The sequence below is a fragment of the Amycolatopsis nalaikhensis genome, assembly GCF_030264295.1.
GTDB lineage: Bacteria > Actinomycetota > Actinomycetes > Mycobacteriales > Pseudonocardiaceae > Amycolatopsis > Amycolatopsis nalaikhensis.
In genome coordinates this window covers 9,415,795-9,442,331 of the sequence record NZ_CP127173.1, presented here as the reverse complement: position 1 = coordinate 9,442,331, position 26,537 = coordinate 9,415,795, and the positions used below count along the sequence as shown (strand labels likewise).

The window sequence follows — 26,537 nt, the reverse complement described above, 5'->3', positions numbered from 1 at the left end:
GCTCAGGCGGACTTCGTGCGGTGCCGGTAGAGGAGCCACACGAAGTACGGCGCCCCGATGATCGCGGTCATCAGCCCGGCCGGGAGCTGGCCGGGCGCGATGACCGTGCGGCCCAGCGTGTCGGCCGTGCAGACCAGGACCGCGCCCAGCAACGCCGCCGTGGGCAGCAGGCGCGCGTGGCGGCTGCCCACGATCGCGCGGGCCGCGTGCGGGGCCACCAGGCCGACGAACGTCAGCACGCCGATCCCCGCCACCGCCGCTCCGGTCAGCAGGACCGCGCACGAGAGCACCAGCAAGCGCGATCCGCCGACGGGCACGCCCAGCACCCTCGGCGTCTCGTCGTCCAGGGACAGCAGGTCGAGTTCGCGTCGCATGCGGACCAGCACCGGGGCCACCAGCAGCAACGCCAGCGCCATCGGGACGAGGTGGGTGAACGTCCGGCCGTAGGTCGAGCCGCCCAGCCAGGTCAGCGCCTTGGTCTCGTTCCACGGGTCGGACAGGGTGATCAGCAACGTCACCAATGCCTGTGCCGCCGCGTGCACGCCGAAGCCGATCAGCACCAGGCGTTCGCTCGCGAAGCCACCTCGGGCCGCCACGGCGAAGACCACGGCCATCGCCAGCGCGGCACCCAGGCCCGCCGATCCGGTCAGCGTCCAGAACCCGACGCCGGACACCAAGGTCAGCGCGGCGACCGCGCCGAGGCCCGCGCCGCCCACGACGCCGATCATCCCGGGCTCGGCCAGCGGGTTGCGGGCGACCGCCTGGGTCAGCGCCCCGCCCAGCGCCAACGCCGCGCCCGCCAGCAGTGCCGCCACCACGCGCGGGACGCGGGTGTCCAGCACGCCGGTGACGAGCGGGCCCGCCTGGCCGGTGACCCAGTTGACGACGTCACCGAGCAGCAGTTTCGCGTCGCCCAGCAGGACCGCGCCCACCGCGACGCCGACCGTCGCGAGGGCCAGCACGATGAGCGTCACCCGGAACCGGAGGGCACTCACGCCGCCTCGCGCGCCCGCCGCGGGCGGCTCGGCGGTCGCCGAGGAGATGCGGGTCGTGCGGGCCAGCACCACGAGGAAGAGCGCGCCGAGGATCGTCGTCACGACGCCCGTCGGCACCTCCAGGGCTTGGTGCGGACCGGCGATCGAGCGGAGCAGCACGTCGGCGCCCAGCAGGAGGGCCGCGCCCAGCGCCGCGGAGAACGGGAGCAGGGCCGCGTGCCGGTGCAGGCCCGGGACCGCGGACGTCAGCAGCCGGGCCAGTGCCGGCGCGGCGAGGCCGACGAACCCGATCGGGCCGGCCAGGGTCACCGCCGCCGCGGCCAGCAGCACCGCCAGCGTGATCGCCGCGAACCGCGACCGTCCTACGTGGACACCCAAGGTCCGGGCGTGGTCTTCGCCGATCCGGATCAGGTCGAGCCGCCGGGCCATCCCGAGCAACGCCGCCAGTGCGAGGCCGACGACCGGTCCGAGCGTGCGGACCCCGGCGAGCCCGTTCTGCTCCAGCGCTCCCTCGCCCCACGCGAACAGGCCACGCGTTTCCTGGGCGTACAGCAGCAGGAGGACCTGCGTCACCGAGACCAGCGCCAGCGCGATCGCGGTGCCCGCCAGCACCAGCCGCACGATCCCGGCGCCGCCGGTGCCGGACAGCGCGAGCACGAACACGGCCGTGGCGAGCCCGCCCGCGAACGCGACCCCGGTCGCGCCGAGCAGCGGCAGCGAGACGCCGAACGCCGCGACCGCGACGACCGCCAGGTGCGCCCCGGCGTTGACCGCGAGGGTGTCCGGCGACGCCAAGGGGTTGCGGGACACCGACTGCAGCACCGCACCGGCCACGCCGAGCGCGGCTCCGACGACCAGCGCGGCGAGCAACCGCGGCAGCCGCGACTCGACGACGATCGCCGTCGTGTCGCCGGTTCCGCCGCCGAACACCAGCCGCAGCACGTCCAGCGCGTCCAGGTTCGCGGTGCCCTGCGTCAGGTGCACGGCCGAACCCAGCACGAGCAGCGCGGCGAGCCCGGTGCCGAGCAGGGCGAGCCGCCCGTGCCGCCGGACGGTGACGACGGGCGGCTCGGTCAGCGTGGCCACTAGCCCTTCAAGGCGGCGACGGCCGCGTCGACGAACTGCGCCATGGACTTCGGGCCGCCGAACAACCAGAGGGAGTCCGGGAAGCGGTGCACCTTGCCGCTCTTGACGAACGGCAGGTTCTGCCAGATCGCGTTGCCCGCCAGCTCCTTCTGGTACGGGTCGCCTTCGGCGTCGTTGGCCAGGTACCAGAACCGGACGTCGGGCAGCTGGGTCAGGCCTTCGACGTCGGCCTTCGCGAGCCCGTAGGTCGCGTCGCCCTCCATCGTCCAGGCGGTTTCGAGGCCGAGCTTGCCGAACACCGCCGACACCAGCGCGCCCTTGGTGAAGGGGCGGATGCTGACCGAGCCGGAAGTCACGTAGGCGTCGGAGAACGCGACCTTCTGGCCGAGCGCGCCGAGCTTTTCGACTTCGGCCTTGCCCGCGGTGAGCTTCTGCTCGAACTCCGCCTTGAGCTGCGCGGCCTTCGCTTCGGTCCCGGTGGCCTTCGCGATCACGTCGAGACCGGCGTACATGCCGTTGATCGGGTCCTTGGCGTCGCCGCCCTTGATGACGACCACCGGCACCTTCGCCTCGATCTGCTCGAGCGCGCCCTCGGTGACGCTGTCGGTGACGACGACGAGGTCCAGCCCCAGCGAGCCGAGCGTGTCGAGGCTCGGTTCGCCGCGGGTGCCGATGTCCTTCGGGGTGGCGTCGAGCGGCGCGGCGCTCACCCACTGGCCGTAGCCCTTGATGTCGGAGACCCCGACCGGCATGACGCCGAGCGACACCAGGTGCTCGACGGCGTTCCACTCGGTCGCCGCGACGCGCTTGGCGGGGCCGGGCAGCTTCACCTCCTTGCCGCGCGAGTCGACGACCGTGACCGGGCCGGTGCCGCTCGTGGCGGCGGCGTTGCTCGCGGGCTCCTCGGTGGTGCCGCAGGCGGCCACGAAGAACGTGGCGGCCGCGGACAGGCCGAGGACCAGCCGGGTGATCCGCATGTGTTTCTCCTTGTCGGTGAACGACTCAGCCGATTTCGGCGCACCGGTCAGACCGACGCGGCGCGCGCTTTCGCGTCGTTGAAGCGGCCGACCGCGCGGGTGTGGATCCGCCCGTCGGCCGGGTCGACGACGACGTCCACCCGGATGCCGTAGGCCCGGGTGAGGTGTTCCGAGGTCAGCACGTCGGCGGGGCGGCCTTCCGCGGTGACCCGGCCGCCTTCGAGCAGCAGCACCCGGTCGGCGACGGCGGCGGCCTGGTCGAGGTCGTGCAGCACGACGCCGACCCCGACGCCGTGCCGGTCGGCGAGATCGCGGACGACGTCGAGGATCTCGACCTGGTAGCGCAGGTCGAGGAAGGTCGTGGGCTCGTCGAGCAGCAGCAGCGCGGTGTCCTGGGCCAGGCAGCTCGCCAGCCACACGCGCTGCGCCTGCCCGCCGGAGAGGGCCTGCACGGGCCGCTCGGCGAGGGCGGTCAGGCCGGTCAGCTCCAGCGCGCGCTCGACGGCGGCGGGCCCTTCGGGGTCGCGGCCGCCCCAGCGGGACCGGTGCGGGTGCCTGCCGAACTCGACCAGCTCCCGCACGCACACGCCGCCGGGCGCGGTCCGCTGCTGCGAGAGCAGGGTGATCCGCTTGGCGATGTCCTTTCCGGACAGTGCGCGCAGGTCGGCACCATCGGCGAAGGTGACAGAGCCGGCGACCGGCGGGTGCAGCCGCGCGAGGGCACGCAGCAGCGTCGACTTCCCACTGCCGTTGGGCCCGATCAGCGCGGTGACGGTGCCGGCGTGCAGGGAGAGGGAGGCGGCACGCACGACGACATCGCTGCCGTAGGCGACGTCGACCTCGCGGGCGTGCACACCGGTATCAGTGTGGCGGGGGACCAGGGACACGCGAGAACGATAGGTCAGGCTTACCTAAGTATCCAGTATTGTGGCGACCGGCACATTGTCCGGTTTACCGGATTTCCGCGCCCCCGGGCCGCGGGCGGCGTGGGCCTTGACTGGCCGACCCGGTGATTCGGCGGCGAACTGGTGCGCGGGGCCGCCTCGCTGCTACCGGCGACGGTCCCGCGCGGGGCACCGCTTCCGCCCGGGCGGCGGGGCGGCTGGGTCTCGCCCGGCCCACCCCCGCGATTCGGCAGCGAGGCGCGCACGCCTCTGAGGCCCGGCGGCGGGGTGGCCAGGCCGCCCCGGCTGGCTCGGCGGCGAACTGGCGCGCCCGGCTCCCGGTCCCGGGCGGCGTGGGCCTCGCCGGGCCGACGCGGCGGTTCGGCCTTGACCTGCCGCGCGAGAACCGCCTGGCCGCGACCGGCGGTGGTCCTCACCTGGGCGCGGGCCGCCGATTCACGCGCCGGGCACCGCACCCGCCCGGGCGGCGGCGTGCTCGGCCAGCCCCGCCGCCATCCCCCGCATGAACCGCCGCAGGTACCACTGGAAGAGCCGCCCGTTCCGCGTCGAGTAGGTGCCGTGCCACCGGATCCGGGTGCCGCCGCCCGGCAGCGCCGTCAGCTCGACCGCCGCCTCGTAGCCCGCCATCCGCGGGTTCTCGACCCCCTCGTAGGCGAACCGGCGTTCCGGCTTGAGCGCGGTGATCCGCTCCCGGCTGATGACGTTCCCGGTCCGGAACGCGCGCACCGCCCCGACGCGGTCCCGGCCGTCGGGGGAGAGCCCGGCCGACCGCGCCGCCTCCAGTGCGTCGATCCGCGACCACGACGGCCAGCTGTGCGGGTCGAGCAGCAACGCCCACACGGCGGCGGGCGGCGCCGCGGATTCGGCGGTGACGTCGTACGACTGCTGGGTCATGAACGCAGGCTAGGGCGGGCGCCGGTCGCGGCCCAGGCACGGGATTGCGGTGTGCCGGTCAGGAATTGCGGTAGGCAGACGGGCGGGTGCCCGTGTGCCGGAGGAACGCCACCGACAGCGCGCCGGGGGTGGCGAAACCGCATCGCGGGGCGATGCGTTCGAGCGGCAGGTCGGTTTCGCGCAACAGCCGTTTCGCCTCGTCGACGCGCAACGCGGTCAGGAACCGGTGCGGGGTCTGCCCGGTCGCCGCCCGGAACACGCGGACCAGGTGGTACACCGACAGGTGCACCTCGGCGGCGACGTCGGCCAGGGTGACCGGCTCGGCCAGCCGCTCGCGCAGGAACGCGACGGCCGCGCGCGTCCGGGCGTCTTCCCGCGCCGGCGAACGTCCGGTGCGCAGCCGCCCGTGCCGGGTCAGCAGGTGCGTCGTCAGGAACGCGGCCGCGGTCTCGGCGTATAGGTCGTCGGCCGCGCCGGCGGAGCCGAGCGCCCGCACGGCTTCTTCGAGCAGCGGGTCGCCGGCGGCGACGGACGCCGCCATCGCCTCGAAGTCCGGGACGTCGCCGCCCAGGCGGGCCACGGTCGCGTCGACGGTGTCGCGCGGGATGTGCACCTGGACGCTGCGCATCTCCGCGTCGCCGCGGTACGAGCGGACCGTGGACTGGTGCGGGACGCCCAGCTGGACCCGGCCGGGCACCCACCGGGTGGCCACGGCCCGGCCGCCGTCGCGCGTCCGCAGCTCGGCCCGCCCCGACACCGGCAGCACCAGGTGCAGGTCGGCCGCGGCGGGCAGGGCCATGTCCTCGGCGACCGGGACGTGCTCGAACCGCTGCACGAGCAACGACCGCCAGCCCGCGTGCTCCCAGCTGCAGAACGTCCGGCGGACGTAGCGGTCCGTCTCGAACCCGGTGTAGGGCCGCAGGTCGAACCGGGCCGAGTCGAACACCATGGTCCCGAGGCTACCGGTCAGCCCTTCAGCGAGCCCTGCAACAGCGCCGTCACGAACCGGCGCTGGAAGATCAGGAAGACCACCAGCGTGGGCGTCAGGATCAGCAGCGACCCGGCGCACAGCAGCGGGATGTCGGTGCCCCACTGCCCTTGGAACGCACCCAGCGCGCCGGCCATCGTCCGCCGGGTCGGCTCGTCGACCAGCACGATCGCGAGCAGGAACTGGTTCCACGTCCACAGGAACAGCAGGATGCCCAGCGACGACAGCGCCGGTTTCGCCAGCGGGACGTGGATGCGCCAGAACAGCTGCCACGTGCTGACCCCGTCGACGCGGGCGCTTTCGGACAGCTCCTGCGGCATGGTCACGAAGTGCGCGCGCATCCAGTACACCGAAAACGGCATGTACAGCCCGATCAACGGCAGGATGATCGCCCACCGCGTGTTGAGCAGGCCCAGGTCCCGCACCTGGAAGTACAGCGGGGTGATGATCCCCTCGAACGGCAGCGTCAGGCCGAGCACGAACAGCAGGAACACCGCGCGGCCGCCGGGCATCCGCAGGTGACCGGTCGCGAACCCGGCCATCGTCGCGATCAGCAGCGACACCGGGACGACGCCGAGCACGATGAGGACGCTGGACTTCAGGAACTCGCCGAGCCGGGCCACCTCGAACGCGCGCAGGAAGTTGCCCCACTGCGGATCGCGCGGCCAGTCCAAACCGGACGGATAGGTGCCGGACGGGTGCAGCGCGGTCACGAAGAGGCTCACGAACGGCAGCAGCGTGGCCGCCATCAGGACGACGAGCAGGATCCGCCCGGTCAAGCCCGTGGTCTTCACGCCTTGTCCTCCCTCGAAACGCGCTGGATCGGCAGGACGAGCCCGAGGACCAGCACCATGAGCACGACCGCCAAGGCGGACGCCAGCCCGACCTCCCGCTGCGAGAACGCGAGGTAGTAGATCTCCAGCCCCGGCACCATGGTGGCGTTGCCGGGACCGCCCTGGGTGGACACGTACACGATGTCGAAGCTCGCCAGCGCCGCGATCATCGTCACCGTGACGCAGACCCCGATCTCCTGCCGCAGGCTCGGCACCGTGATGGCGAAGAACTCCCGGACCACCCCGGCGCCGTCGATGCGGGCCGCCTCGTACAGCGCCGGGTCGATCTTGCTCATGCCGGACAGGAACAGCAGGATGCACAGGCCGAGCAGGACCCACGCGCCGATCACCCCGACCGCGGGCAACGCGGTCGAGGAGTCGCCGAGCCAGGCCTTCGACACGGTCCCGAGCCCCAGCGCGGAGAACAGCTGGTTGACCACGCCGGTCGCCGACAGCAGCCACGTCCACGCGATGCCGGCCGCGACGAGCGGGATGACCTGCGGCAGGAACAGGACCGTCCGGGCGACGAGCGCGAGGCGGCTCGCCGCGATCCGCCGGATCGTCGCGGCGATCGCCAGCCCGAGCAGCACGGGGATGCCGCTGAAGAACAGGATCAGCTCGACCGCGTGCAGGATCGACTGGTACAGCTCGGGATCGCGGAACACCTTCGCGTAGTTGTCGAACCCGACCCAGGTGGACGCGCCGATGCCGTTCCAGTCGTAGAAGGAGTACTGGACGGTCAACACGATCGGCCGCAGCACGAACACGGCGTAGAAGACCAGTGCCGGGGCCACGAAGAGCCAGCCGGCCCAGCCGGCGCGGCGGAACCGCCGGCGTCGGCGCGCCGGTGGCCCCGCCACCACAGTGGACGGTGGACGTCCGGTCGTGAGCAGTTCACTGGACATCCGGCTCAGCTGCCCACCTGGTCGGTGTAGTCGCGCTGCACCGACTTCAGCAGCCCGTCCGGCGTCTGCTCGCCGGAGACCAGCTTCTGCAGCTGCGGGGTCCAGCTCTTGGCGTAGATCGCGCCGGTCGCGTTGGCGATGAAGTCCATCGCGGTGCCGTCCTTGTCGACCTGCGCGGCGGCTTCGAGCGTCCCCGCCGTCACCGTGCCCGCCTTGACCGGCGGCAGCGGCGCGTCGGCGGGGCCCATGGGGTGCGAGCCGCCGGTCGCGACGGCGACGTCCCGCGCCTTCGCGTTGGTGGCCACCCAGTTGAGGAAGAAGGCCGCGCAGTCGGCGTGCGGTGCCTTGGCGCTGATCCCGACCGTGAGGGGTGCCGCCATGGCCGCGGGCTTGGCACCCGCCTGCGCGGGTGGCATCGGGAAGAACCCGACGTTCCCGGCCATCTGCTTGTCCAGGTTGGCCGACTCCCAGTCGCCGTTGAAGCTGAACAACCCCTGGCCCGCGGTGAACCGGCTGACCATCTGCGCGTAGTCGACGGCGTTGACGTCCGGCGCGAAGTACCCGGCCTTGATCCACTGCTCGAGGTGCTGTGCGGCCTGGAGGGCGGCCGGGGTGTCGATGGTGGCGCCGGGCTTCTGGAAGATCCAGTCGTTGATCGGCCCGGGTTGGCCCACGGACGCCATGAGGTCCTGCAGCGGGAAGGCCAGGCCGCCGGTGGCGCCGCCGTTGAACTGCTGGATCGGCTGGATGCCCGCGGCCTTCGCCTTCGCCATGGCCTCGTCGAGCTGGGCCAGTGTCGACGGCGGCGTCGTCATCCCGATCCGGGCCGCGAGCTGCTTGTTGTAGAAGACGCCGGTCATGCTGAAGTTCAGGCCCATCGCGTAGAGCGAGCCTTCCCCGCGCGGCCGCCCACCGGGGCCCATCCGCAGCTGCGAAAGCTGTCCCGGCGGCCACTTGTCCCAGGCGAACCACTTCGCGTAGCCGTCGAGGTTCTTCAGCAGCCCGTCCTTGACCAGTTCGGACAGCTGGGGCAGGCGCATCAGGTCCGGCGGGTCGTCGGCGAGGACGCGTGGCGCGTTCTGGGTGATCACCGCGAACTGGTCTTCGCGGACGTCCCACTTGACGTTCGGGAACTGCTTCGTGAACTCGTCGGTGAGCGCTTTGGCCATCGGGAACCCGGTCTCGAAGTAGCCGCGCATCGTGACCGGCGCGCTCCCGCACGTCGGTTCCGCGGTGACCGCCGTGGCCGAGGCATCGCCCGGCCCCGCACTGCTGCCCGGCCCGGAACAGGCGACGGCCAAGGTCCCGGCCAGTGTCATGGTCAACAGGGCGCTGATGGGTGTTCGACGGGACAACGTCGTCTCCTCCGTCGCAAGGGGATTCACCGGCCGAGCAGGGGACTCGACCTTGCTAAACCGAGTTAGCAACGGTAGTCTCGGTGATCGGACAAGCCGGTGTCAAGGACGCCGACGGGAAGGCGGGGTGCGACGTTGAGCCCACGACGGGTCACGCTGGCCGACGTCGCCGAGGCAGCGGGGGTTTCGCGGAGCACCGCGTCACTGGCGCTGTCCGGGCGCGGTGCGGAACTGCGGATTTCCGAAGCGGTCCAGGACCGCATCAAAGAAGCCGCGCGGGAACTGGGCTACCGGCCGAACATCGTCTCGTCCGGGCTGCGCACCGGGCGCACGATGACCATCGGCTTCGTCTCCGACACGGTCGCCACCTCGCGGCTGGCGGGCGACATGATCAAGGGTGCCATCGAAGCGGCGCGAGACCGCGGTGTCCTGCTGTTCATCGGTGAGTCCGAAGGGGACGGCAAGCTGGAACACGCGCTGCTGCAAGGCATGCACGACCGCCAGGTCGACGGGATCATCTTCGCCTCGATGTACACCAGGCGCATCACGGTGCCCGACGCCCTGCGCACGACGTCCGCGGTCCTGCTCAACGCCGTGCCGAAGACGGCGTCGCCGCTGCCCGTCGTCGTGCCGGACGAAGTCGAGGCCGGCCGCACGGCCGCGCGGGTGCTGCTCGAAGCGGGGCACCGCGAAGGCGTCCACGTGATCGGGGCCGGGCCGGGGGTCCGGAACGTGCCGCGGGACAGCGTCGCCGCGGTGGAACGGCTCGTCGGCATCCGCGAGGTCTTCGACGCGGCCGGGGCGAAGCTCGCCGGGGGAGTCCGGTGCGGGGACTGGCAGCCCGAGGAAGGCTTCGCCGCGACGCGCGACCTGCTCGCCCGCACCACCCCGCGGGCCCTGATCTGCCTCAACGACCGGCTCGCGTTCGGCGCCTACCAGGCGCTGGGGGACGCGTCGCTGTCGGTCCCGGACGACGTCTCGGTCGTCTCGTTCGACGACCACCCGCTCGCTTCGTGGATGCGCCCCCAGCTGACCACGGTGGCCCTGCCGCACTACGAGCTCGGCCGCCGGGCGGTCGACGCGCTGTTCGGCCAGATCGACGGGACGCCGGGCGAAGGGTCCGTGCACCGCGTCCCGATGCCGCTGCGCACCCGCGCGTCGGTCGCGCGGGCGGAGGTCTCCTGATGTTGCGCCTGCCCGACCACTGGGTGTGGGACAGCTGGTACACCACGGACGACGACGGCCTGCACCACGTCTTCTTCCTGCGCGCGTCCCGGGCGCTGCTGGATCCCGAACGGCGCCACCGGCGGGCGTCGATCGGCCACGCGGTCTCCCGCGACCTGCGGAACTGGGACCTCGTCGCCGACGCGCTCGTCCCGTCCGACGCACCGGCGTGGGACGACCTCGCGACCTGGACCGGCTCGGTCGTCCGCGGCGAGGACGGGCGCTGGTACCTGTTCTACACCGGCGTCCGCGACGAAGGCGGCGGCTACGCGGCGCAGCGCATCGGCCTCGCGATCTCGGACGACCTGTACACGTGGCACCGCCACGGGACCAAGCCGCTGGTCGAGCCCGACCCGACCTGGTACGAGCTGGGCGACCGCACGGACTGGCCGGGCGAGGCGTGGCGGGACCCGTGGGTGTTCCGCGCCCCCGGCGGCGACGGCTGGCACATGGTGCTCACCGCCCACGCGAAGGACGGCGACCCACTGCACCGCGGGGTGATCGGCCACGCCACCTCGCCCGACCTGCTGAACTGGACGGCCGGGCCGCCGCTCACCCGACCCGACGGCTTCGGCCACCTGGAGGCACCGCAGGTCGCCGTCGTCGATGGGCAGCCGCTGCTGCTCTTCTGCAGCAACCTCGGCGTCCGGGCGCCGTCGGATTCGGTGTGGGTGGTGCCCGGCCCGTCCCTGACCGGCCCGTGGGACTTGTCGCTCGCCCGGCCGGTCCCGTGCCCCGGCTTGTACGCGCCCCGCTTGGTCCGCGACGCCGAAGACCGGTGGCATCTCATCGGTTTCGTGTCCGAACGCGACGGTGCGTTCGCCGGGGAGCTGTCCGACCCGATCGCCGTCGGCTACACGGCTGCCGACGGGCTGCGGGCGCACTGACGAGAACACCGCACGGGCCCGCCGAGCCCGTGCGGTGTCCTCTGCCTCAGGAGGCGCTGCAGCTGACGCTGGGCCAGTTCCAGTTGCCGTTGTGCTGGATGGTGACGCCCCAGTTGTTGCCGTTGCCGTTGGGTTTGGCGACGAGCACCTGACTGCTGGGCCACGTGGCGCTGATGTTCCAGGTGGCGCTGATCCGCGCCGGGCTCGGCACGGTCATCGTCACCGTCCACGTGCTGGAGCCGCTGACCGAGACGTTGAGGTTGTACCGGTCGCTCCAGGACTGCCCGGCCGAAAGCGAGGCCGTGCAACTCCCGCCGCCCGGCGTGGTCGGCGTTGTCGTCGGTCCGGTCGGGGTGGTCGGGGTGGTCGTCGGCGTGCCGGTGCCGCTGTTCAGGGCGTTCAGCACCAAGTTGTAGGCGGCCTTCTTGTTGCCGCCGCCGTCGAACAGGAGCGGGCTTTCATTGGACCGCCAGGAGTCGCTGTCGCGCACGCCCCACACCGTGATGCCGACGCACCGCGCGACGTTCATGCACGCCTGCGTGAGCGCCGAGTACTGCGAGGTGGACGCGTTCGTGACGTCGACCTCCGTGAGCGCCACGTCGACCCCGAGGGCGGCGAAGCTGGAGATCGTCGTCTGGAAGTTGCTCGGCACGGAGCTGCCGCCGGTGAAGTGGGACTGCAGGCCGACGCAGTCGATCGGGACGCCGCGGGACTTGAAGTCCCGGACCATGTTGTAGACGCCCTGCGTCTTGCCGTAGTTCCAGTTGTCGATGTTGTAGTCGTTGTAGCAGAGCTTGACCGAGGGGTCGGCCGCGCGGGCGGTCCGGAAGGCGACCTCGATCCAGTCGTTGCCGGTGCTCTGCAGGTTCGACGACCGGCGGCTGCCGTCTTCGTTGAACGCCTCGTTGACGACGTCCCAGTAGGCCAGCTTGCCCTGGTAGTGGGCCATGACCTTCTGGATGTGGTTGATCATCGCGTTGCGCAGGGTGCTGCCGCCCATGCTCTGCATCCAGCCCGGCTGCTGCGCGTGCCAGGCGAGGGTGTGGCCGCGGACCTTGGCGCCGTGGCTCGTCGCCCAGTTGTAGATCTGGTCGCCCGCGGAGAAGTTGAACTGGTTCTGGTTGGGCTCGGTCGCGTCGGGCTTCATCTCGTTCTCGGCCGTCACCATGTTGAACTCGCGCGACGCGATCGTGGTGTAGGTCGAGTCACCGAGCCTGCTGCCGGCGATCGCGGTGCCGAAGTACCGGCCGGTCTGCGCGGCCGCGGCTCCCAACGTACTGGCGGCGGCGTCGGCTCCGGGAGCCGTCACCAGAACCGCCGTCGTGACGGCCACGCTGGCCACGCCCGCCAGCGCCCGGCTGACCGGCGACCGCCACCACCTGCCGCGCGGGCCCGCACTTCTCGCCATCCGTGGTCTCCTTCCGAAGCCCCCCGAAGTCACTTACCGCGAGCAGCACAACACGGATCTTCGGCGGCCCGCAAAGAGTTTCGATCGACTTTCGGAACGTGCGGCGCGGGAAGTGGTGCCTTTGCCGGGGTGGTGGGGGGTGAGGTCGGCGAACAGGGCGGGCGCGGGTTCGTGCGGCGCCGGAAGCGGGTCGCCCGCGCCGGTTGATGGCCGCCGAGCGCTGCCGGGAGGCGAATCCCGTCCGCCGCCGAAACCTCCGCCTTCACCGCCGCCGGGCGTCGTCCAGCCTGCGGGCCTCCGCGGCCTGCTCGAACGGTGTGTCTCCCGCCGGGTGCCGGTCGCCGAGCTCGGCGAACAACGCCGCCACCTTCGCCGAATCATGGTGGGATGCCAGCTCCGCCAACGCCGGGTCCGTGGCGGCCAGCACCTGCCGGAACCGCAGCTCCGCGAGCGGCCCCAGCCGGTCGTAGATCTGCAGGAACACCTTCTGTGCCCGGTCGCGCGCCCATTCCGGCGGCAGCAGCTCGGCGGGCAGGTCCGGATCGGTCTCCGGGAACCGGCGCCAGTCCACGCGCAGCTCGGTGCGCGTGCGCAACGCCTGCGCCGGGCTGATCAAGCCCGCGTCCAGGCCCGTCAGCACCTCCTCGTAACGGTCGACGAACCCTTCGTACTCCCGGGCCAGCGGCTCCAGGTCGAACGCCGTCGCCGCCGCGGCCGAGCCCGGGACCTCCGTCGCGCGGAACACCGTCGCGCTGCGGAGATCCAGCTCGCGCAACGCCTCCAGCGCCGGCTCCGCCAGGTCGTGGGGACTGACCCACACCCCGTCGTACAGCGCCGCGAACCGCAGCACCCGCAGCCGCGACCGCAGGGCCGTGCGCAGCCCGCGGTCCTGCTCCGGCACCGAGAACGTGACCACCGTCCACTGCCCGTCCCAGTCCGGCGCGGTCGTGCCGAACGTCAGCATCCGGTGCGTGCGCTCGATGATCACCTCGGACGTCCTGGCCGGGATGCCGTACGCCGTCGTGCGGCCGCTGCGCGACACCGTCAGCAGCCCACGGGCGGCGAGACGGCGGATCGCCGCCCGTGCGCTCGCCGGGCTGATGTCGAACTCGCCGAGCAGCTCCACCAGCGCGGCCGACGGGATGTGCTCGTCGCGCCAGTACCAGAAGTCGCCGAGCAGGGACGTCAGGAGCAGCTGCGGTTCGGCTCCCTGCTGAGCGCGGGGCAGCGGGCCCGTGGTCATCGCGCGCCTGCCTCTTTCCGAATCGGTCCCGGCGGCCGGTCCGCCGCGGGGGTCCATCGTGGCAGCCGCGGCCGGGCCCGGACATCGAGGGGTTGAATCACGCGACACATCATGCGACGATCGGCGCCCAGATAGCAACCAATCACTCCCGGGTTCCCGCGCCGTCCGGCTCGGACGGCCTTCCGCAGGAAGAAAACGACATGGGTTCCTCACTTCGTCAATGGCGTCGAAGCACGCTCGCCGCGGTCGCCGCGGGACTCGTCCTGGCCGGCTGCACGGTCGACGACGGCGCCGCGTCCGCGCCCACCGCCGCCGCCCTCACGACCATCCCGGCCCTGCACGACCAGCTGCCGCAGGCGGTCAAGGACGCCGGCCTCCTCCGGTTCGCCGGCGACTCGCACCCGCCGTACCGGACCGTCGGCCCGGACGGCAAGACCGTCACCGGCATCGACCACGACTTCCAGCAGGCGCTCGGCCAGCTCCTCGGCGTGCGCACGGAAACGACCATCGTCAGCGGGCTCCCGGCCGCGCTGCAGGGCATGCTCAGCGGCCGCTACGACGCCTTCAACGGGCCGGTCAAGGCCACCGCCGAACGCGAGAAGCAGTTCGACACCGTCACCTGGATGACCACCCGGACGTCCTATGTGGTCCCCACCGGCTCGTCCGCGGGCATCAAGCAGGCCGCCGACCTGTGCGGCAAGCGCGTCGCGGTGGTCACCGCCAGCGTCGTGGAAGACCAGCTCGGCAAGCTGTCGGCGTTCTGCGAGAAGCAGCAGCGCCCGGCCGTGCAGGTGGTCGGGCTCGACGACACGAACGCCACCCTGCTGGCCGCGAAGTCCGGCCGGGCCGAGGCCGCCGGGATGACCCAGGCCGCCGCGATCGACGTGACCACCCAGCAGAAGGGCCAGTACGAGTACGTGACGCAGACCGAGGAACAGGGCGCCACGAAGGACAACCTCGCGCTGTACACCCCGAAGGCCACGAAGCTCGGCCCGGTGCTGCAGAAGGCTTTCGAGGAGCTGTTCCGCAACGGCACCTACACCCGGATCATGCACCAGTGGGGCCTGGACGAGGTCACCGTCCCGCAGCCGCTGTTCGACGTGGCGTCGGCGAAATGACCACGGCATCCACAATGGAGCAGACGGCGCCACCCCGCGACGACGTCGCCGGAGCCCGCGGCCGTTTCCGCCCGCTGCGCTGGCTGTTCGTGCTCGTGCTGGTGGTGCTGGCCGCGCAGCTGGCCGTCTTCCTGGTCGGCAACTCCCGCTTCCAGTGGGACGTCGTCGCGAAGTACCTGTTCGAGAAGAGTGTCATGGCGGGCCTGGGCACGACCGTGCTGCTCGCGGTCGCGGCGATGGTGCTCGGCTCGCTGGCCGGTGGCGTGGTCGCGGCGATGCAGCTGAGCGGCTTCGGCCCGGCCCGCTGGGTCGCGACGCTGTGGGTGGGCCTGTTCCGCGGCATCCCGCCGCTGGTGCAGCTGATCTTCTGGTTCAACCTCGCCTACCTGCTGCCGAAGCTCTCGATCGGCATCCCGTTCGGCCCGGTCTTCGGCACCTGGGACGCCAACTCCGTGATCACGCCGTTGACCGCCGCGGTGATCGGCCTGTCGCTCGTGGAGTCGGCGTACCTGGCGGAGATCTTCCGCGCCGGGGTGTCCTCAGTGGACCCCGGACAGCGCGACGCGGCCCGCGCGATGGGCTACCCGCCGGGCCAGACGCTGCTGCGGATCGTGCTGCCGCAGGCGATGCGCGTGATCATCCCGCCGGCGGGCAGCCAGTTCATCAACGTGCTCAAGGGCACCGCGCTCGTGTCGGTCATCGCGATGTCGGACCTGCTGCACTCGGTGCAGGTGATCTACAACCGCACCTACGAGATCGTGCCGATGCTGCTGGTCGCCTGCTTCTGGTACCTGGTCGTGGTCACCGTCCTCACGGCCGGGCAGCGACGCCTGGAACGCCGGTTCTCCCGCGGCCACCGGAGCGTCCGATGAGCGCCCCGGTGCTGCGGCTCGAGGAGGTCCGCAAGGAGTTCGGCTCGGTCACCGCGCTGGCCGGGGTCAGCCTCGCCGTGCACGAGGGCGAGACGGTGGTGGTCATCGGGCCGTCGGGGTCGGGCAAGTCGACGCTCGTGCGCTGCGCCCACCAGCTCGAGCCCATCGACGGCGGCGCGATGTACCTCGACGACGAGCTGCTCGGCTACCGGCGTTCGCCTGGCGGCCTGCGCGCGCTGGGGGAGCGGCGGATCGCCGTCCAGCGGCGCCGGATGAGCATGGTCTTCCAGCAGTTCAACCTGTTCCCGCAGTTCACCGTGCTGCGCAACGTGACCGACGCGGCGATCCGCGTGCACGGCCGCGACCGGTCCACTGTGGAGGCCGAGGCCCGCGAGCTGCTCGAGCGCATCGGCTTGGGTGGCCGCGAAGACCACTACCCGCGGCAGCTCTCGGGCGGGCAGCAGCAACGGGTCGCCATCGCGCGGGCCGTGCTGGTCCGGCCGCGGATCATGCTGTTCGACGAGCCGACCAGCGCGCTCGACCCCGAACTGGTCGACGAGGTGCTGGCCGTGCTGCGCGGCCTCGCCGCGGCGGGCACCACGATGGTCGTCGTCACGCACGAAATGGCGTTCGCGCGCGAGGTCGCCGACCGGTGCGTGTTCATGGAGGCGGGCCGGATCGTCGAGGAGGGCCCGCCGGACGAGCTGTTCGCGCGCCCGCGGACCGAGCGCCTGCGTGCCTTCCTGTCCCGCCATCTGTCCGAATCGGAGGGTGTTTCGTGATCACTGTCGGCGCCGTCGGCGACCTCATCCTGGACGAGCCGGAGCCGGAGTCCTTCCTCGCCCCGGCCGCGCCGGTGCTGCGGGGGATGGACCTGGCGATCGGGCACGTCGAGGTGCCGCACTCGACCACGGCGGTCCAGCACAGCACCGACGTCCCCGCGCCGCCCGCGGACCCCGAAGCGCTGAAGGCGGTGGCCGACGCCGGGTTCGCGGTCGTCACGCTGGCGGGCAACCACATCCTGGACGCCGGGGACGGCGGCCTGGCCGACACGATCGCGTACTCCCGGGCGGCGGGCATGGTGACGGCCGGGGCCGGGTCGAACCTCGCCGAGGCCCGCCGTCCGGCGATCGTCGAACGCGGCGGGCTGCGCATCGGCGTGCTGTCCTACAACTGCGTCGGCCCGCGCGAGTCGTGGGCGACGTCCCGCAAGCCCGGCTGCGCGTACGTCCACGTCCTGACCCACTACGAGCTGGACCACGCCAGCCCGGGCGGGCCGCCGAAGATCTACACCTTCGCCGACCCAGAGAGCGTCGACGCGATGGCCGACGACATCCGCCGCCTGCGGCAGGAAGCCGACGTCGTGCTCGTCTCGCTGCACAAGGGCGTCGGGCACACCCCGGTCGTCGTCGCGATGTACGAAACCCCGCTCGCGCGGGCGGCGGTCGACGCCGGTGCCGACGCCGTCTTCGCCCACCACCCGCACATCATGCGCGGCATCGAAGTCCACAGAGGACGGCCGATCTTCCACGGGCTCGGCAACTTCGCCACCGTCACCCACGCCTTGACGCCGGGGGCGGGCGTGGGCGCGGACGAACTGCGCGCGTGGGCCGAACGCCGGACGAAACTGTACGGCTTCGCGCCCGACCCGGACATGCCGTTCTTCCCGTTCCACCCCGAAAGCCGCAACACCGCCATCGCGTTCTGCCGCTTCGACGAAAGCGGCCTGCGCGAAGCGGGGTTCGTGCCCTGCTGGATAGACGACCAGGGCCGTCCGGTGCCGGTCGGCGGCACCACCCGGGGCGAGGCCGTCACCCGCTACGTCGAGGACATCACCCGCGGCGCGCGGCTCAACGGCCGGTTCACCACCCGCGGCACCGAAGTGCTCGTCGACCTTTCCGAGGGGGTTCCCGCATGACCGACCAGCCACTGGCCGGCCGCACCGTCATCGACCTGACCACCGCGCTCGCCGGGCCGTACGCGACGCTGCTGCTCGCCGGGCTCGGGGCCACCGTGATCAAGGTCGAAAACCCCGCCACCGGCGGGGATTCCTCGCGCAACAACGCGCCCTACGTCGGCCGCGACGGGCTGAACCTCGCCCGCCGCCACGACGACGACCTGTCGGTGTCGATGCTGCTGCGCGGCCGCAACAAGCTCAGCGTCACCCTCGACCTGAAGAACCCGCGCTCCCACGCCGTGTTCACCGACCTCGTGCGCGACGCCGACGTGCTCGTCGAGAACTACAGCCCGGGCGTCACCGACCGGCTCGGCATCTCCTACGAGCGCGTCCGGGAACTGAACCCGCGGCTCGTCTACACCTCGATCAGCGGGTTCGGCGCCCAGGGCGGGCCGGGGTCCGGCAAGGCGATGGACTCGATCATCCAGGCCCTGAGCGGCGTGATGATGACGGCGGGCGAGCCCGACGAGGGCCCGGTCCGCTTCGGCCTGCCGATCGGCGACCTGCTCGCGCCGCTGTTCGCCGTGATCGGCACGGTGTCCGCGCTCCTGCAGGCCGAGCACACCGGCGAAGGTCAGCATGTCGACGTGTCGATGCTGGGCGCCCTGACGTCGCTGGTCGCGTGCGAGCCGTTCGACGCCTTCGAGGCGGTCGGCCTGCCGCAGCGCACCGGCTCGATGGTGCCGCGGCTGGCGCCGTTCGGGATCCTCCCCGCCGCCGACGGCCACCTCGCGCTCTGCGCCCCGACCGACGCCTTCGCCCACGGCGTGCTCCGCGCGATCGGCCGTCCCGAACTGGCCGAGGACGACCGCTACCGCACGCGTGACCAGCGGGTCCGCGCCGCCGACGAACTGCACGAGCTCATCCGCGACTGGTGCCGGACGCGGCCGCTGGCCGAGATCCTCGCGGCGTTCACCGCCGAAGGCGTTCCCGCGGCCGAGGTTCGCGAACCGCGTGACGCGGTACGTGACCCGCTGGTACTGGCCCGTGAAGAGGTCGTGCCGCTGCGGCACCCGCGGCACGGCGCCGTCGCCGACCTGGCCGGGACCGGCGTGCCGATCCGGTTCTCCGCCGCCCGTGTCTCCCTCGACCGGCCCGCGCCGGGTCTGGGGGAGCACAACGAGCACGTCTACCGCGACCTGCTCGGCTACACCGAAGAACAGCTGGCGGAGCTCGTGTCGGAGGCGGTCATTTGAGCACCGTCGGGTATGTCGGCGCCGACGTCCCGGTCGAACTGATCACCGCGGCCGGGCTGCTGCCGAAGCGGCTGGCCGGGAAGCCGGGCGAGGACAGCGCCCTGGGCGACCGCTACCTGGGCCGTGGCGTGGACCCGGTCGCCCGGTCGATCCTGACGCGGATCCTCACCGGGGACTACGGGCCGCTGGAGGCCATCGTCGTCTCCCGGGACTGCGAAGCCTCGTTGCGGCTGTTCTACGCCTTGCGCGAGCTGCACCGCGTCGAGCCGGAGCTGCGGCTGCCGCCGGTGCGCCTGGTCGACGTCCTGCACCTGCCGCACCACACCACCACCCGGTACGTCCACGCGAAGATCGCCCAGCTGCGCGAGTGGCTGGGGCAGTGGCGGCCCATCGGCGACGACGACCTCGCCGCGGCCATCACCGCCCACGACACCCTGCGACGGTCGCTCGCCCACCTCGCCGAGCTGCGCCGGGCGAACCGGCTGAGCGGCACCCGGTTCCTCGAAGTCGTCGCCGCGACGACCGCGCTGCCGGTCACCGAGGCCACCGCGCTCGTCGACAGCATGCTCGCCGCCGACCTGCCCGAGGTCGACGGGGTGCGGCTGTTCCTCACCGGGAGTTCCCACGACTCCCCGGCGGTGTACGAAACCCTCGAAAGCAGCGGATTCCTCGTCGTGGGGGAGGACCACGACTGGGGCGAGCTGCTCTTCGCCCGCACCTGCGCGGCCCCGACCGAACTCGCGCTCGCCGAGCGGTACCAGTACAACGGCCCGGCCGCGCCGCGTTCCTCGATCCGGCAGCGCGCGGCGCACACCGCCGCTGCCGCGCGTGCTTGTGACGCGGAGGTTTTGTTCTCCTACGCGCGCATCCACGACGACGCCCCGCCGTGGGACTTCCCCGAGCAGCGGGCCGCCACCGGGCTGCGGGCGGTCCTGGCGGAGCGGCAGCCGTACGGCGAGCTGACCGCCGAGGCACTCGCCGCCCTGCTCCCGGCGGGAGCGGCGGCATGACGGACCGGCTGGCGTCCGCGACCACCGCGACCGCCTACCAGCGCGAGTGGTTCGCCCGGGTGCGTGCCGAGGGCGGCCCGCTGGCGCTGGTGAACGCCGACGCGCCGCAGGAGATCTTCCGCGCGATGGGGATCCCGTACGTCGTCAACCAGTGGTGGGCGTCGATCGTCGCGGCGAAACGCCAGACCCAGCGCTACCTCGGCCTGCTGCGCGACCGCGGCTACCCCGACTACATCGAGCAGTACAGCGCGACTTCGCTCGCGTCGGCGTTCGAGGACGACCCCGCGCAGGCGCCGTGGGGCGGGCTGCCGACGCCGTCGATCGTGCTCGGCGAGACGACCGGCGACGCGGCCCGGAAGATCTTCGACGTCTGGGACGCCCGCCCCGGCGTCACCTACTACCCCCTGGAGAGCGCGGCGGAGAACGCCGTGCCCGAGCGGTGGTGGGAGCTGATGCCGCACCGCTGGGAGGAGGCCATCGGGAGCGACCGCCTCGACCTGCTGACCGGCGAGCTGACCGGGCTGATCCGGTACCTCGAGCAGACGACCGGCCGGGTGTTCTCCGAGACGCGGTTCCGCGAGGTCCTGGACCTGGTCAACGAGCAGCAGGAGTGGAACCGGCGCACCCGCGACCTCATCGCCGCCGCCCGGCCGTGCCCGATCGCCGTCACCGACGGCATCCCGAGCGTCATGGTGCCCCAGTGGCACCGCGGCACCGAGTGGGCGCGCGACGCCGCCCGCGCCTTCCACGACGAGGTGCGCGACCGGATCGACGCCGGGGTCGCCGTGTGCCCCGACGAGCGCCTGCGGCTGATGTGGATCGGCCGCGGCCTGTGGTTCGACCTCGGCTTCTACCGGCGGTTCCAGGAGTCGCACGGCGCGGTGTTCGTGTGGTCGATGTACCTCGCGATCGCGGCGGACGGCTACCTGCGCTACGGCGACGACCCATTGCGCGCCCTCGCCGCGCGGTTCGCCGCGTTCAGCGACCAGCTCTACACGCCGCCGTGGTCGGCCGAGTGGTACGTCAAGGAAGCCCGCCACCACGGCGTCGACGGCGTGGTGCACCTCGTGTCCGACGACGCCCGCGGCAGCTACTTCACCACCCGAGCGCTGCGGGCCGCCGGGATCCCGGTGCTGGAACTGCACGCGGACAACGTGGACGCCCGCACCGGCGACGACCTGACCGCGCGGATGACCGCGTGGCTCGACGAACTGACCTGACCGTCCGGAAAGGACTTCCGATGGCATCGCGCAAACCTTTGCTCGTCGCCGTGCTGACGGCTCTCGTCGCGGTCGCGGCGGCGGCCGTCTTTCCCGGGACACCGGAAGCGGAACCCGCGGCCCCGCCCGCGTCCGAGGTGTTCCACCCCGTGGTGCGCGAAGCCGCCGCCAAGACCGGGGACTACGCCGCCGAGTACACCGTCTACCGGCCCGCCGACCTCGACCGCGGCCGCGCCCGGCTGCCCGTCGTGGTGTTCGGCAACGGCGCCTGCCGCCACACGAGCAACGACGAGCTGCTCACCCTGGAAACCCTGCTGGCCGCGCACGGGTTCGTCGTCGTGGCCGTCGGCGGGTTCGACCAGCCCGCGCTCACCGAGAACGGCACCCCGGTCCCGAAGGTGATCACCGACGCGATCACGTGGGCCGAACGGGAGAACCGCCGCCCCGGCAGCGCCCTGCGCGACCGCCTCGACCCGCGGCGGATCGGCGTCACCGGGCACTCCTGCGGCGGCCTCGAAGCGCTTGTCGCGGGCGCGGACCCGCGGGTGAAGTCCGTGCTGTCCCTGGACAGCGGGTTCTTCGCCGACGGCACCCTCGGCTACGGCCGCGAAAACCTGCGGAACCTGCACACGCCCACGCTGTTCGTCGACGGCGGCCCGGCCGACGTCGCCTACCCCAACAGCGGGGCCAACTACGACCTCGTCACCGTGCCCGCGGTCCGTGCCACCAACCCGGCCGCCGGGCACACCGGGTTCGTCTACGGCCAGCGCGACGGCAACCCCGACCCGAGCGTCCGCGAAGAGGCCGTCGGCGTGTTCGTCAACTGGTTCGACTTCACCCTCAACGGCACCCGCACCGCGCGGGACTACTTCCTCGGCGCGAGCTGCGGCTTGTGCGCCACCGCTGGCTGGACCGTCACCAGCAAGAACTTCTGACAGGAGCCGTCCATGCGATTCCTCCCCTTGGCCGTGGCCGCGGTCCTCATGGCCGCGGTCCCCGCGACCGCGCACGCGGCCGGGACGCCCTGCCCGGACGTCTCGGCGAGCTGCACCGACGGGCAGCTGCCCGACGGGACGCCGTACACCTTCGCCAAACCCGCCCGGTGGAACGGCGCGGTGCTGGTGGACCTCGACTTCGCCGCGGGCGGCCTGGCCAGCCCGCTCACGAAGAGCCTCCTGGACCGCGGCTACGCGGTCGGCGGCACCACCCGCGCGATCAGCAGCTGGAACATCGCGCACGCCATCGACAACCAGGCCGCCGCGCTCGACCGCTTCGAAACCGCGTTCGGCGCGGCCCGCTACGCCATCGCCGAAGGCCGGTCGATGGGTGGGATGGTCGCCGCCGGCGTCGCGCAGGTGTATCCCGGCCGCTTCGACGCCGCCGTCCCGATGTGCGGTGGCCTCGGCGGCTCGGTGGGGCAGTGGAACCAGAAGCTCGACACCGTCTTCACGCTCAAGACCCTGCTGTTCCCCGGCTCTGACTTGCCCGTGACCGGCCTGCCCGCCGACGTGCCCGGCACCCAGCAGCGCTGGCTGTCGGCGGTGCAGTCGGCCCAGGCCACAGCCGAGGGCAAGGCCCGCATCGCGCTGGCGTCGGCGATCGGCCAGCTGCCCGGCTGGGGTGTCGCCCCCGACGGCACGACACCCCCGGTCCCGGACGACCGCGACGCCGACGGCGTCGAACAGGGGATGTTCCTGGCGCTCGCGGGCGGCCCGCTGCCGTACCTCGGGCAGGCGGTCAGCAGCCGCCGGACGATCGAGCAGCTCGCGGGCGGGAACCCGTCGTGGAACACGGGAGTGGACTACGCGCGCCAGTTCACCACGGCCGCGCCGAGCCAGCAGAACGCCGTGCGGCGGCTTTACGCGCGCGCAGGGCTCGACCTGCGTGACGACCTCGCCCGGCTCGCCGCCGAACCCCGCCTCAGCGCCGACCCCACCGCCGTCGCGTACCTGGAGCGGGGCATCGTGTTCACCGGCGACCTGCGCATCCCGGTGCTCACGGTCAACGCCACCGGCGACCAGATCTCGACCGTCGCCCAGCAGCAGTCCTACGGCGCCCTGGTCCGCCAGGCCGGCCACGCGCCGCTGCTCCGGCAGACGTATGTGCAGACGGCCGGGCACTGCACCTTCACCACCGGTGAACAGCAGGCCGCCGTCGACCAGGTGCTGACCCGGCTGCGGACCGGGCACTGGCCGGACACCTCACCCCGGGCGATGAACGCGCTGGCGGGTGCGGAGGGACGCTACCTCGACTTCGTCCCTCCGCACTTCAACCGCCCCTACCCGGCCGTCAGCACGGCGAGTTCGACTGGGTGAGCAGGCCGAGGCGCCACGGCAGGAGGTTGTAGTCACCCCCGGCGTCCGGGTCCAGGCCCTGGTAGAGGTAGTTCAGCTTGCCGGGGCTGATCTCCATGGTCTGGTCCGGGTTGGTGCGCACCACCTCGCCGTGGCTGATGTCGCGGGTCCACGCACCCGCCGGGAAGGTGACGTTGTTCGCCCGGGCGAACGGATTGCTCTCGCTGTCGGCGAGCGCGGTCCACGGGCCGGTGATCGCGGGAGCGGTCCAGGACCGGAAGTACCGGCGCCCGTCCGTCCCGATCGCCTCGACGATCAGCAGGTACTGGTGCTTCCCCGCGATCTTGTACACATTGGACGCCTCGAACAGGCGGAACCGGTCCGGGTCGCTCATGGCGATCACGGTGTTGGTGAAGCCGTTGGGGAAGTCGGCGACGCTGGTTTCGGATCGGTAGAGGTGGCCGTTGTCGTCGGAGGAGAACAAGTAGCACTTCGCGCGGTCGCAGACGGTCCAGAAGTCGACCCAGTAGCCGTTGCCGATGTTGTCGCGGATGATCTGCGGCATCGACGAGTAGAAGTTCTTCGGCGCGGACCAGGTTTCCGGGCGGTTGATGTCACTGGTCGTCGAGTACGAGCCGCCCGCGCCGGTCTGGTAGACGAGGTACCACAACCGTTGCGGGGCGAAGTAGAACACCTGCGGCGCGGCGCGGTAGCCCGTGCCGATGGCCGAGCGGTCGAGGTAGTGGTGCGGTGCGCTCGACGCCTGCGACCAGTCGCTGAAACTGGTGTACATCAGGTTGTAGCCCTCGGTGTAGGTCGAGGCGAACACGTGGTACTTGCCGCCGTGGTGAATGACGCTCGGGTCTTTCACGGCGACGTTCGCGTGCGTCGCATCGGGCTTCGGCGCGATCAGGACGCCGGACGACGACCACCGGAAGCTCGCGGGCAGGCCGCCCGGCCGCGGTGGCCTGGGCTTGGTCGTCGGGCCGGTGCACGGCGTGGCGTCGGCCGGGCCGAACTTCACCTTGCCTCCCAACGGGGTCGTCGCGTCGCGGGCGGAGCCGGTGGCCGAGCAGCCCGCCGCGGCCGCGGCGGGCGAGGACACGGCGAGCAGGGTCGCGGCCATCCCGGCGACGACCGCGGTGGCCGCCGCCAGTGCCGTTCGGTGGCGTGCGGGGACCATGGTTTTCCTCCTGGCCGTCGGGGGCATCAGCGGGCCGCGCAGGTCGAGGTGATGCCGTCTGCGCCGCCGGTGCCCTGGAAACCGAACTCGGTGTACTGCCCGGCCGCGACGCTGCCGTTGTAGGAGACGTTGCTCCAGGCGACGCTGCCGCTGGTGCCGGTGTTGGTGGCGTTCCAGCCGTTGGTGACGGCCGCGCCGGAGGGCAGGGTCGTCGTCACGGTCCAGCCGGAGAGGGCGCTGGAGCCCGCGGTGACCCGGATCGTGGCCACGAACCCGCCGTTCCAGGAGTTGAGTGAGACCGAGCTGGTGCAGCCGTTCCCCGCCGGGGTCGTCGGCGTGGTGGGGGTGGTGGTCGGCGTGGTGGGCGTGGTCGTGGTGCCGCCGGCGTTGAGGGCGTCGAGAACGCTGGTGTAGGCGGCCTTCTTGTTCCCGTTGCCGTCGAACAGGAGCGGGTTCTCGCCGGTGCGCCACGAGTCGGTGTCGCGGATGCCCCAGACGGTGATCCCGGCGCAGCGGGCGACGGCCAGGCAGGCGCGCGTGACGGCGGCGTAGGCGTTGGCCTGGTTCGAGCCGGAGATGTCCAGCTCGGTGATCTGCACCTCCACGCCGAGGTCGGCGAACCGCTGGAGGTTGGCCTGGTAGTCGCTCGGCGCGGAGTTGCTCAGGTGGGACTGGAAGCCGACGCAGTCGATCGGGACCCCGCGGGCCTTGAAGTCGCGCACCATGTTGTAGATGCCGGTGCTCTTCGCGTTGACGCCGTCGGTGTTGTAGTCGTTGTAGCAGAGCTTGGCGCCGGGATCGGCGGCGCGCGCGGCCCGGAAGGCGGCCTCGATCCAGTCGTTGCCGGTGCGCTGCAGGTTGGAGTCGCGCCGTCCGCCGCTGCCGCCGTCGGCGAAGGCCTCGTTGACGACGTCCCAGGCGTAGATCTTGCCCTTGTAGTGGGTGGCGACCTGGGTGACGTGGTTGATCGCGGCCTGGCGCAGGTCGGACCCGCTGAGGCTCTGGGCCCAGCCCGGTTGCTGCTGGTGCCACAGCAGCGCGTGCCCGCGGACCCGCTTGCCGGTGCTCACCGCCTGGTTGAGGATGCGGTCGCCGCCGGTGTAGGTGAACTGGTTCCGGTTCGGCTCGGTGGCGTCCCACTTCATTTCGTTTTCCGGGGTGACCATGGTGAACTCGCGGTCGAGGATGCTCACGTAGGTCGAATCGCCGAGCTTCCCGGCCGAGACGGCGGTACCGAAGTACCGGCCGGTCTGGGCGGCCGACGCGCCGAGCGTCGTGGCCGCGCCGGCGGAGGTGGCGAGGAGCAGCGAGGCGCCGAGTGTTGCCGCCAGCATCGTCGAGGCGAGCGCCGCGCGGGACAGTGTCAGTCTCATGGGGAGTCCTTGTTAGCGTTAACAGTTCCGGACGGGGATCTCGGCTGGGAGCGCTCTCAGTGTTCGATGAAACCACAGGGGAACGGCGGAGCAAAGAGTTCGCGTCTTTTCCGGTGACATCCCGAAAGTTTCACCGGGCGGCCGTCCCCCGGGGCGGGCTGCGGAGGTTCGGGCTAGAGTCGCGTTCGGCCGCCGGAGCCGAGCAGAGGAGTGCGCATGCAAGGAGTAGACCCCTCGGTGCCCCCGAGCGGCACGGGCTGCGCGGACTGCGACGCGGCGAGCCCCCAGGGCTGGTGGTTCCACTTGCGCCGCTGCGCGGAGTGCGGCCACATCGGCTGCTGCGACTCCTCACCGGGCCAGCACGCGAGCGCCCACGCGGCGGGCACGGGACACCGGGTCGCCCGCAGCTTCGAGCCGGGCGAGGAGTGGTTCTGGGACTACGGCGAGGAGGTGCTGTACGAGTCCGGGCCCGAGCTGGCCGGGCCGCAGCACCGGCCGCTCAACCAGACCGCGCCGGGTCCGGCGGAGCGGGTTCCGGCGGATTGGGCGCAGCGCCTGCACCAGTGAGCCGGTCCCGAGCCCCGGTCACCCTGGCCGGTCGTGAGTGGCGATTC

At 72.1% G+C, this 26,537-nt stretch carries 24 protein-coding genes; 12 read left to right on the top strand and 12 right to left on the bottom strand.

Annotated elements, in window-relative coordinates; genetic code table 11:
- Positions 1–2: 2 nt before the first annotated feature.
- From QP939_RS45790 to QP939_RS45755, 8 genes are all read right to left on the bottom strand, one after another.
- The gene (locus QP939_RS45790; protein WP_352249233.1) at positions 3–2,081 is read right to left on the bottom strand and encodes an iron ABC transporter permease; all 2,079 of its coding nucleotides are present in this window, start codon (positions 2,079–2,081) and stop codon (positions 3–5) included.
- A complete protein-coding gene (locus tag QP939_RS45785; RefSeq protein WP_285453097.1) occupies positions 2,081–3,058 on the bottom strand; it encodes an ABC transporter substrate-binding protein in 978 nt (325 codons plus the stop codon). The genes QP939_RS45790 and QP939_RS45785 overlap by 1 nt, the downstream gene beginning before the upstream one ends.
- Before the next feature lie 47 nt (positions 3,059–3,105).
- The gene (locus tag QP939_RS45780; RefSeq protein WP_434219609.1) at positions 3,106–3,945 is read right to left on the bottom strand and encodes an ABC transporter ATP-binding protein; all 840 of its coding nucleotides are present in this window, start codon (positions 3,943–3,945) and stop codon (positions 3,106–3,108) included.
- A gap of 453 nt (positions 3,946–4,398) precedes the next feature.
- On the bottom strand, positions 4,399–4,857 hold the full coding sequence (locus tag QP939_RS45775) for an SRPBCC family protein (RefSeq protein ID WP_285453096.1): 459 nt from the start codon (positions 4,855–4,857) through the stop codon (positions 4,399–4,401).
- A gap of 58 nt (positions 4,858–4,915) precedes the next feature.
- On the bottom strand, positions 4,916–5,806 hold the full coding sequence (locus QP939_RS45770; protein WP_285453095.1) for a helix-turn-helix domain-containing protein: 891 nt from the start codon (positions 5,804–5,806) through the stop codon (positions 4,916–4,918).
- 17 nt (positions 5,807–5,823) lie between these two features.
- Positions 5,824–6,639, bottom strand: a complete 816-nt coding sequence (locus tag QP939_RS45765; RefSeq protein WP_285453094.1) for a carbohydrate ABC transporter permease — start codon at positions 6,637–6,639, stop codon at positions 5,824–5,826.
- Positions 6,636–7,583, bottom strand: coding sequence for a carbohydrate ABC transporter permease (locus QP939_RS45760; protein ID WP_285453093.1), 948 nt, complete (start codon positions 7,581–7,583; stop codon positions 6,636–6,638). Before QP939_RS45760 ends, QP939_RS45765 begins: the two co-directional genes overlap by 4 nt.
- 5 nt (positions 7,584–7,588) lie before the next feature.
- On the bottom strand, positions 7,589–8,908 hold the full coding sequence (locus QP939_RS45755) for an ABC transporter substrate-binding protein (protein ID WP_352249228.1): 1,320 nt from the start codon (positions 8,906–8,908) through the stop codon (positions 7,589–7,591).
- Between the two features lie 165 nt (positions 8,909–9,073).
- Here QP939_RS45755 and QP939_RS45750 point away from each other — a divergent pair, with 165 nt between their 5' ends.
- Positions 9,074–10,123 (top strand): LacI family DNA-binding transcriptional regulator, encoded by a 1,050-nt coding sequence (locus QP939_RS45750; protein ID WP_352249225.1) that lies wholly within the window; start codon positions 9,074–9,076, stop codon positions 10,121–10,123.
- A complete protein-coding gene (locus QP939_RS45745) occupies positions 10,123–11,049 on the top strand; it encodes a glycoside hydrolase family 68 protein (protein WP_352249222.1) in 927 nt (308 codons plus the stop codon). The genes QP939_RS45750 and QP939_RS45745 overlap by 1 nt, the downstream gene beginning before the upstream one ends.
- Before the next feature lie 46 nt (positions 11,050–11,095).
- On the opposite strand, the gene QP939_RS45740 is transcribed toward QP939_RS45745, so the two are convergent.
- Together QP939_RS45740 and QP939_RS45735 are read right to left on the bottom strand one after the other, a co-directional pair.
- Complete coding sequence (locus tag QP939_RS45740; protein WP_285453091.1) at positions 11,096–12,457, bottom strand: glycoside hydrolase family 10 protein; 1,362 nt, start codon at positions 12,455–12,457, stop codon at positions 11,096–11,098.
- A 262-nt stretch (positions 12,458–12,719) separates the two neighbouring features.
- The gene (locus QP939_RS45735) at positions 12,720–13,700 is read right to left on the bottom strand and encodes a PaaX family transcriptional regulator (protein ID WP_285453090.1); all 981 of its coding nucleotides are present in this window, start codon (positions 13,698–13,700) and stop codon (positions 12,720–12,722) included.
- Positions 13,701–13,900: 200 nt separating this feature from the next.
- Between QP939_RS45735 and QP939_RS45730 the strand changes: the two genes are divergently transcribed.
- Genes QP939_RS45730 through QP939_RS45690 form a run of 9 tightly spaced genes read left to right on the top strand, consistent with a single transcriptional unit; the run spans position 13,901 to position 23,388 of the window.
- Entirely contained in the window at positions 13,901–14,818 is a 918-nt protein-coding gene (locus tag QP939_RS45730; protein WP_285453089.1) for a transporter substrate-binding domain-containing protein, read from the top strand.
- Positions 14,815–15,690 carry an amino acid ABC transporter permease gene (locus QP939_RS45725; protein WP_285453088.1) on the top strand — a complete coding sequence of 292 codons (876 nt, stop codon included), beginning with the start codon at positions 14,815–14,817 and terminating at the stop codon, positions 15,688–15,690. Before QP939_RS45730 ends, QP939_RS45725 begins: the two co-directional genes overlap by 4 nt.
- Entirely contained in the window at positions 15,687–16,472 is a 786-nt protein-coding gene (locus QP939_RS45720; protein ID WP_285453087.1) for an amino acid ABC transporter ATP-binding protein, read from the top strand. Before QP939_RS45725 ends, QP939_RS45720 begins: the two co-directional genes overlap by 4 nt.
- Positions 16,469–17,608, top strand: coding sequence for a CapA family protein (locus QP939_RS45715; RefSeq protein ID WP_285453086.1), 1,140 nt, complete (start codon positions 16,469–16,471; stop codon positions 17,606–17,608). Before QP939_RS45720 ends, QP939_RS45715 begins: the two co-directional genes overlap by 4 nt.
- Positions 17,605–18,843, top strand: a complete 1,239-nt coding sequence (locus QP939_RS45710; RefSeq protein ID WP_285453085.1) for a CaiB/BaiF CoA transferase family protein — start codon at positions 17,605–17,607, stop codon at positions 18,841–18,843. Before QP939_RS45715 ends, QP939_RS45710 begins: the two co-directional genes overlap by 4 nt.
- On the top strand, positions 18,840–19,853 hold the full coding sequence (locus tag QP939_RS45705) for a 2-hydroxyacyl-CoA dehydratase family protein (protein ID WP_285453084.1): 1,014 nt from the start codon (positions 18,840–18,842) through the stop codon (positions 19,851–19,853). The genes QP939_RS45710 and QP939_RS45705 overlap by 4 nt, the downstream gene beginning before the upstream one ends.
- Positions 19,850–21,073: a 2-hydroxyacyl-CoA dehydratase family protein gene (locus tag QP939_RS45700; RefSeq protein WP_285453083.1), complete on the top strand. Its 1,224-nt coding sequence runs from the start codon at positions 19,850–19,852 to the stop codon at positions 21,071–21,073. Before QP939_RS45705 ends, QP939_RS45700 begins: the two co-directional genes overlap by 4 nt.
- A gap of 20 nt (positions 21,074–21,093) precedes the next feature.
- Positions 21,094–22,008, top strand: coding sequence for a poly(ethylene terephthalate) hydrolase family protein (locus tag QP939_RS45695; RefSeq protein WP_285453082.1), 915 nt, complete (start codon positions 21,094–21,096; stop codon positions 22,006–22,008).
- A gap of 12 nt (positions 22,009–22,020) precedes the next feature.
- Positions 22,021–23,388, top strand: coding sequence for a DUF6351 family protein (locus QP939_RS45690; RefSeq protein ID WP_285453081.1), 1,368 nt, complete (start codon positions 22,021–22,023; stop codon positions 23,386–23,388).
- On the opposite strand, the gene QP939_RS45685 is transcribed toward QP939_RS45690, so the two are convergent.
- Both QP939_RS45685 and QP939_RS45680 read right to left on the bottom strand, forming a co-directional pair.
- Positions 23,363–24,550 carry a glycoside hydrolase family 62 protein gene (locus QP939_RS45685; protein WP_285453080.1) on the bottom strand — a complete coding sequence of 396 codons (1,188 nt, stop codon included), beginning with the start codon at positions 24,548–24,550 and terminating at the stop codon, positions 23,363–23,365. The two genes, QP939_RS45690 and QP939_RS45685, sit on opposite strands and share 26 nt — an antisense overlap.
- A gap of 26 nt (positions 24,551–24,576) precedes the next feature.
- A complete protein-coding gene (locus QP939_RS45680; protein WP_285453079.1) occupies positions 24,577–25,923 on the bottom strand; it encodes a glycoside hydrolase family 10 protein in 1,347 nt (448 codons plus the stop codon).
- A 216-nt stretch (positions 25,924–26,139) separates the two neighbouring features.
- On the opposite strand from QP939_RS45680, the gene QP939_RS45675 reads away from it, so the two are divergent.
- A complete protein-coding gene (locus QP939_RS45675; RefSeq protein WP_285453078.1) occupies positions 26,140–26,490 on the top strand; it encodes a UBP-type zinc finger domain-containing protein in 351 nt (116 codons plus the stop codon).
- Positions 26,491–26,537 lie beyond the last annotated feature (47 nt).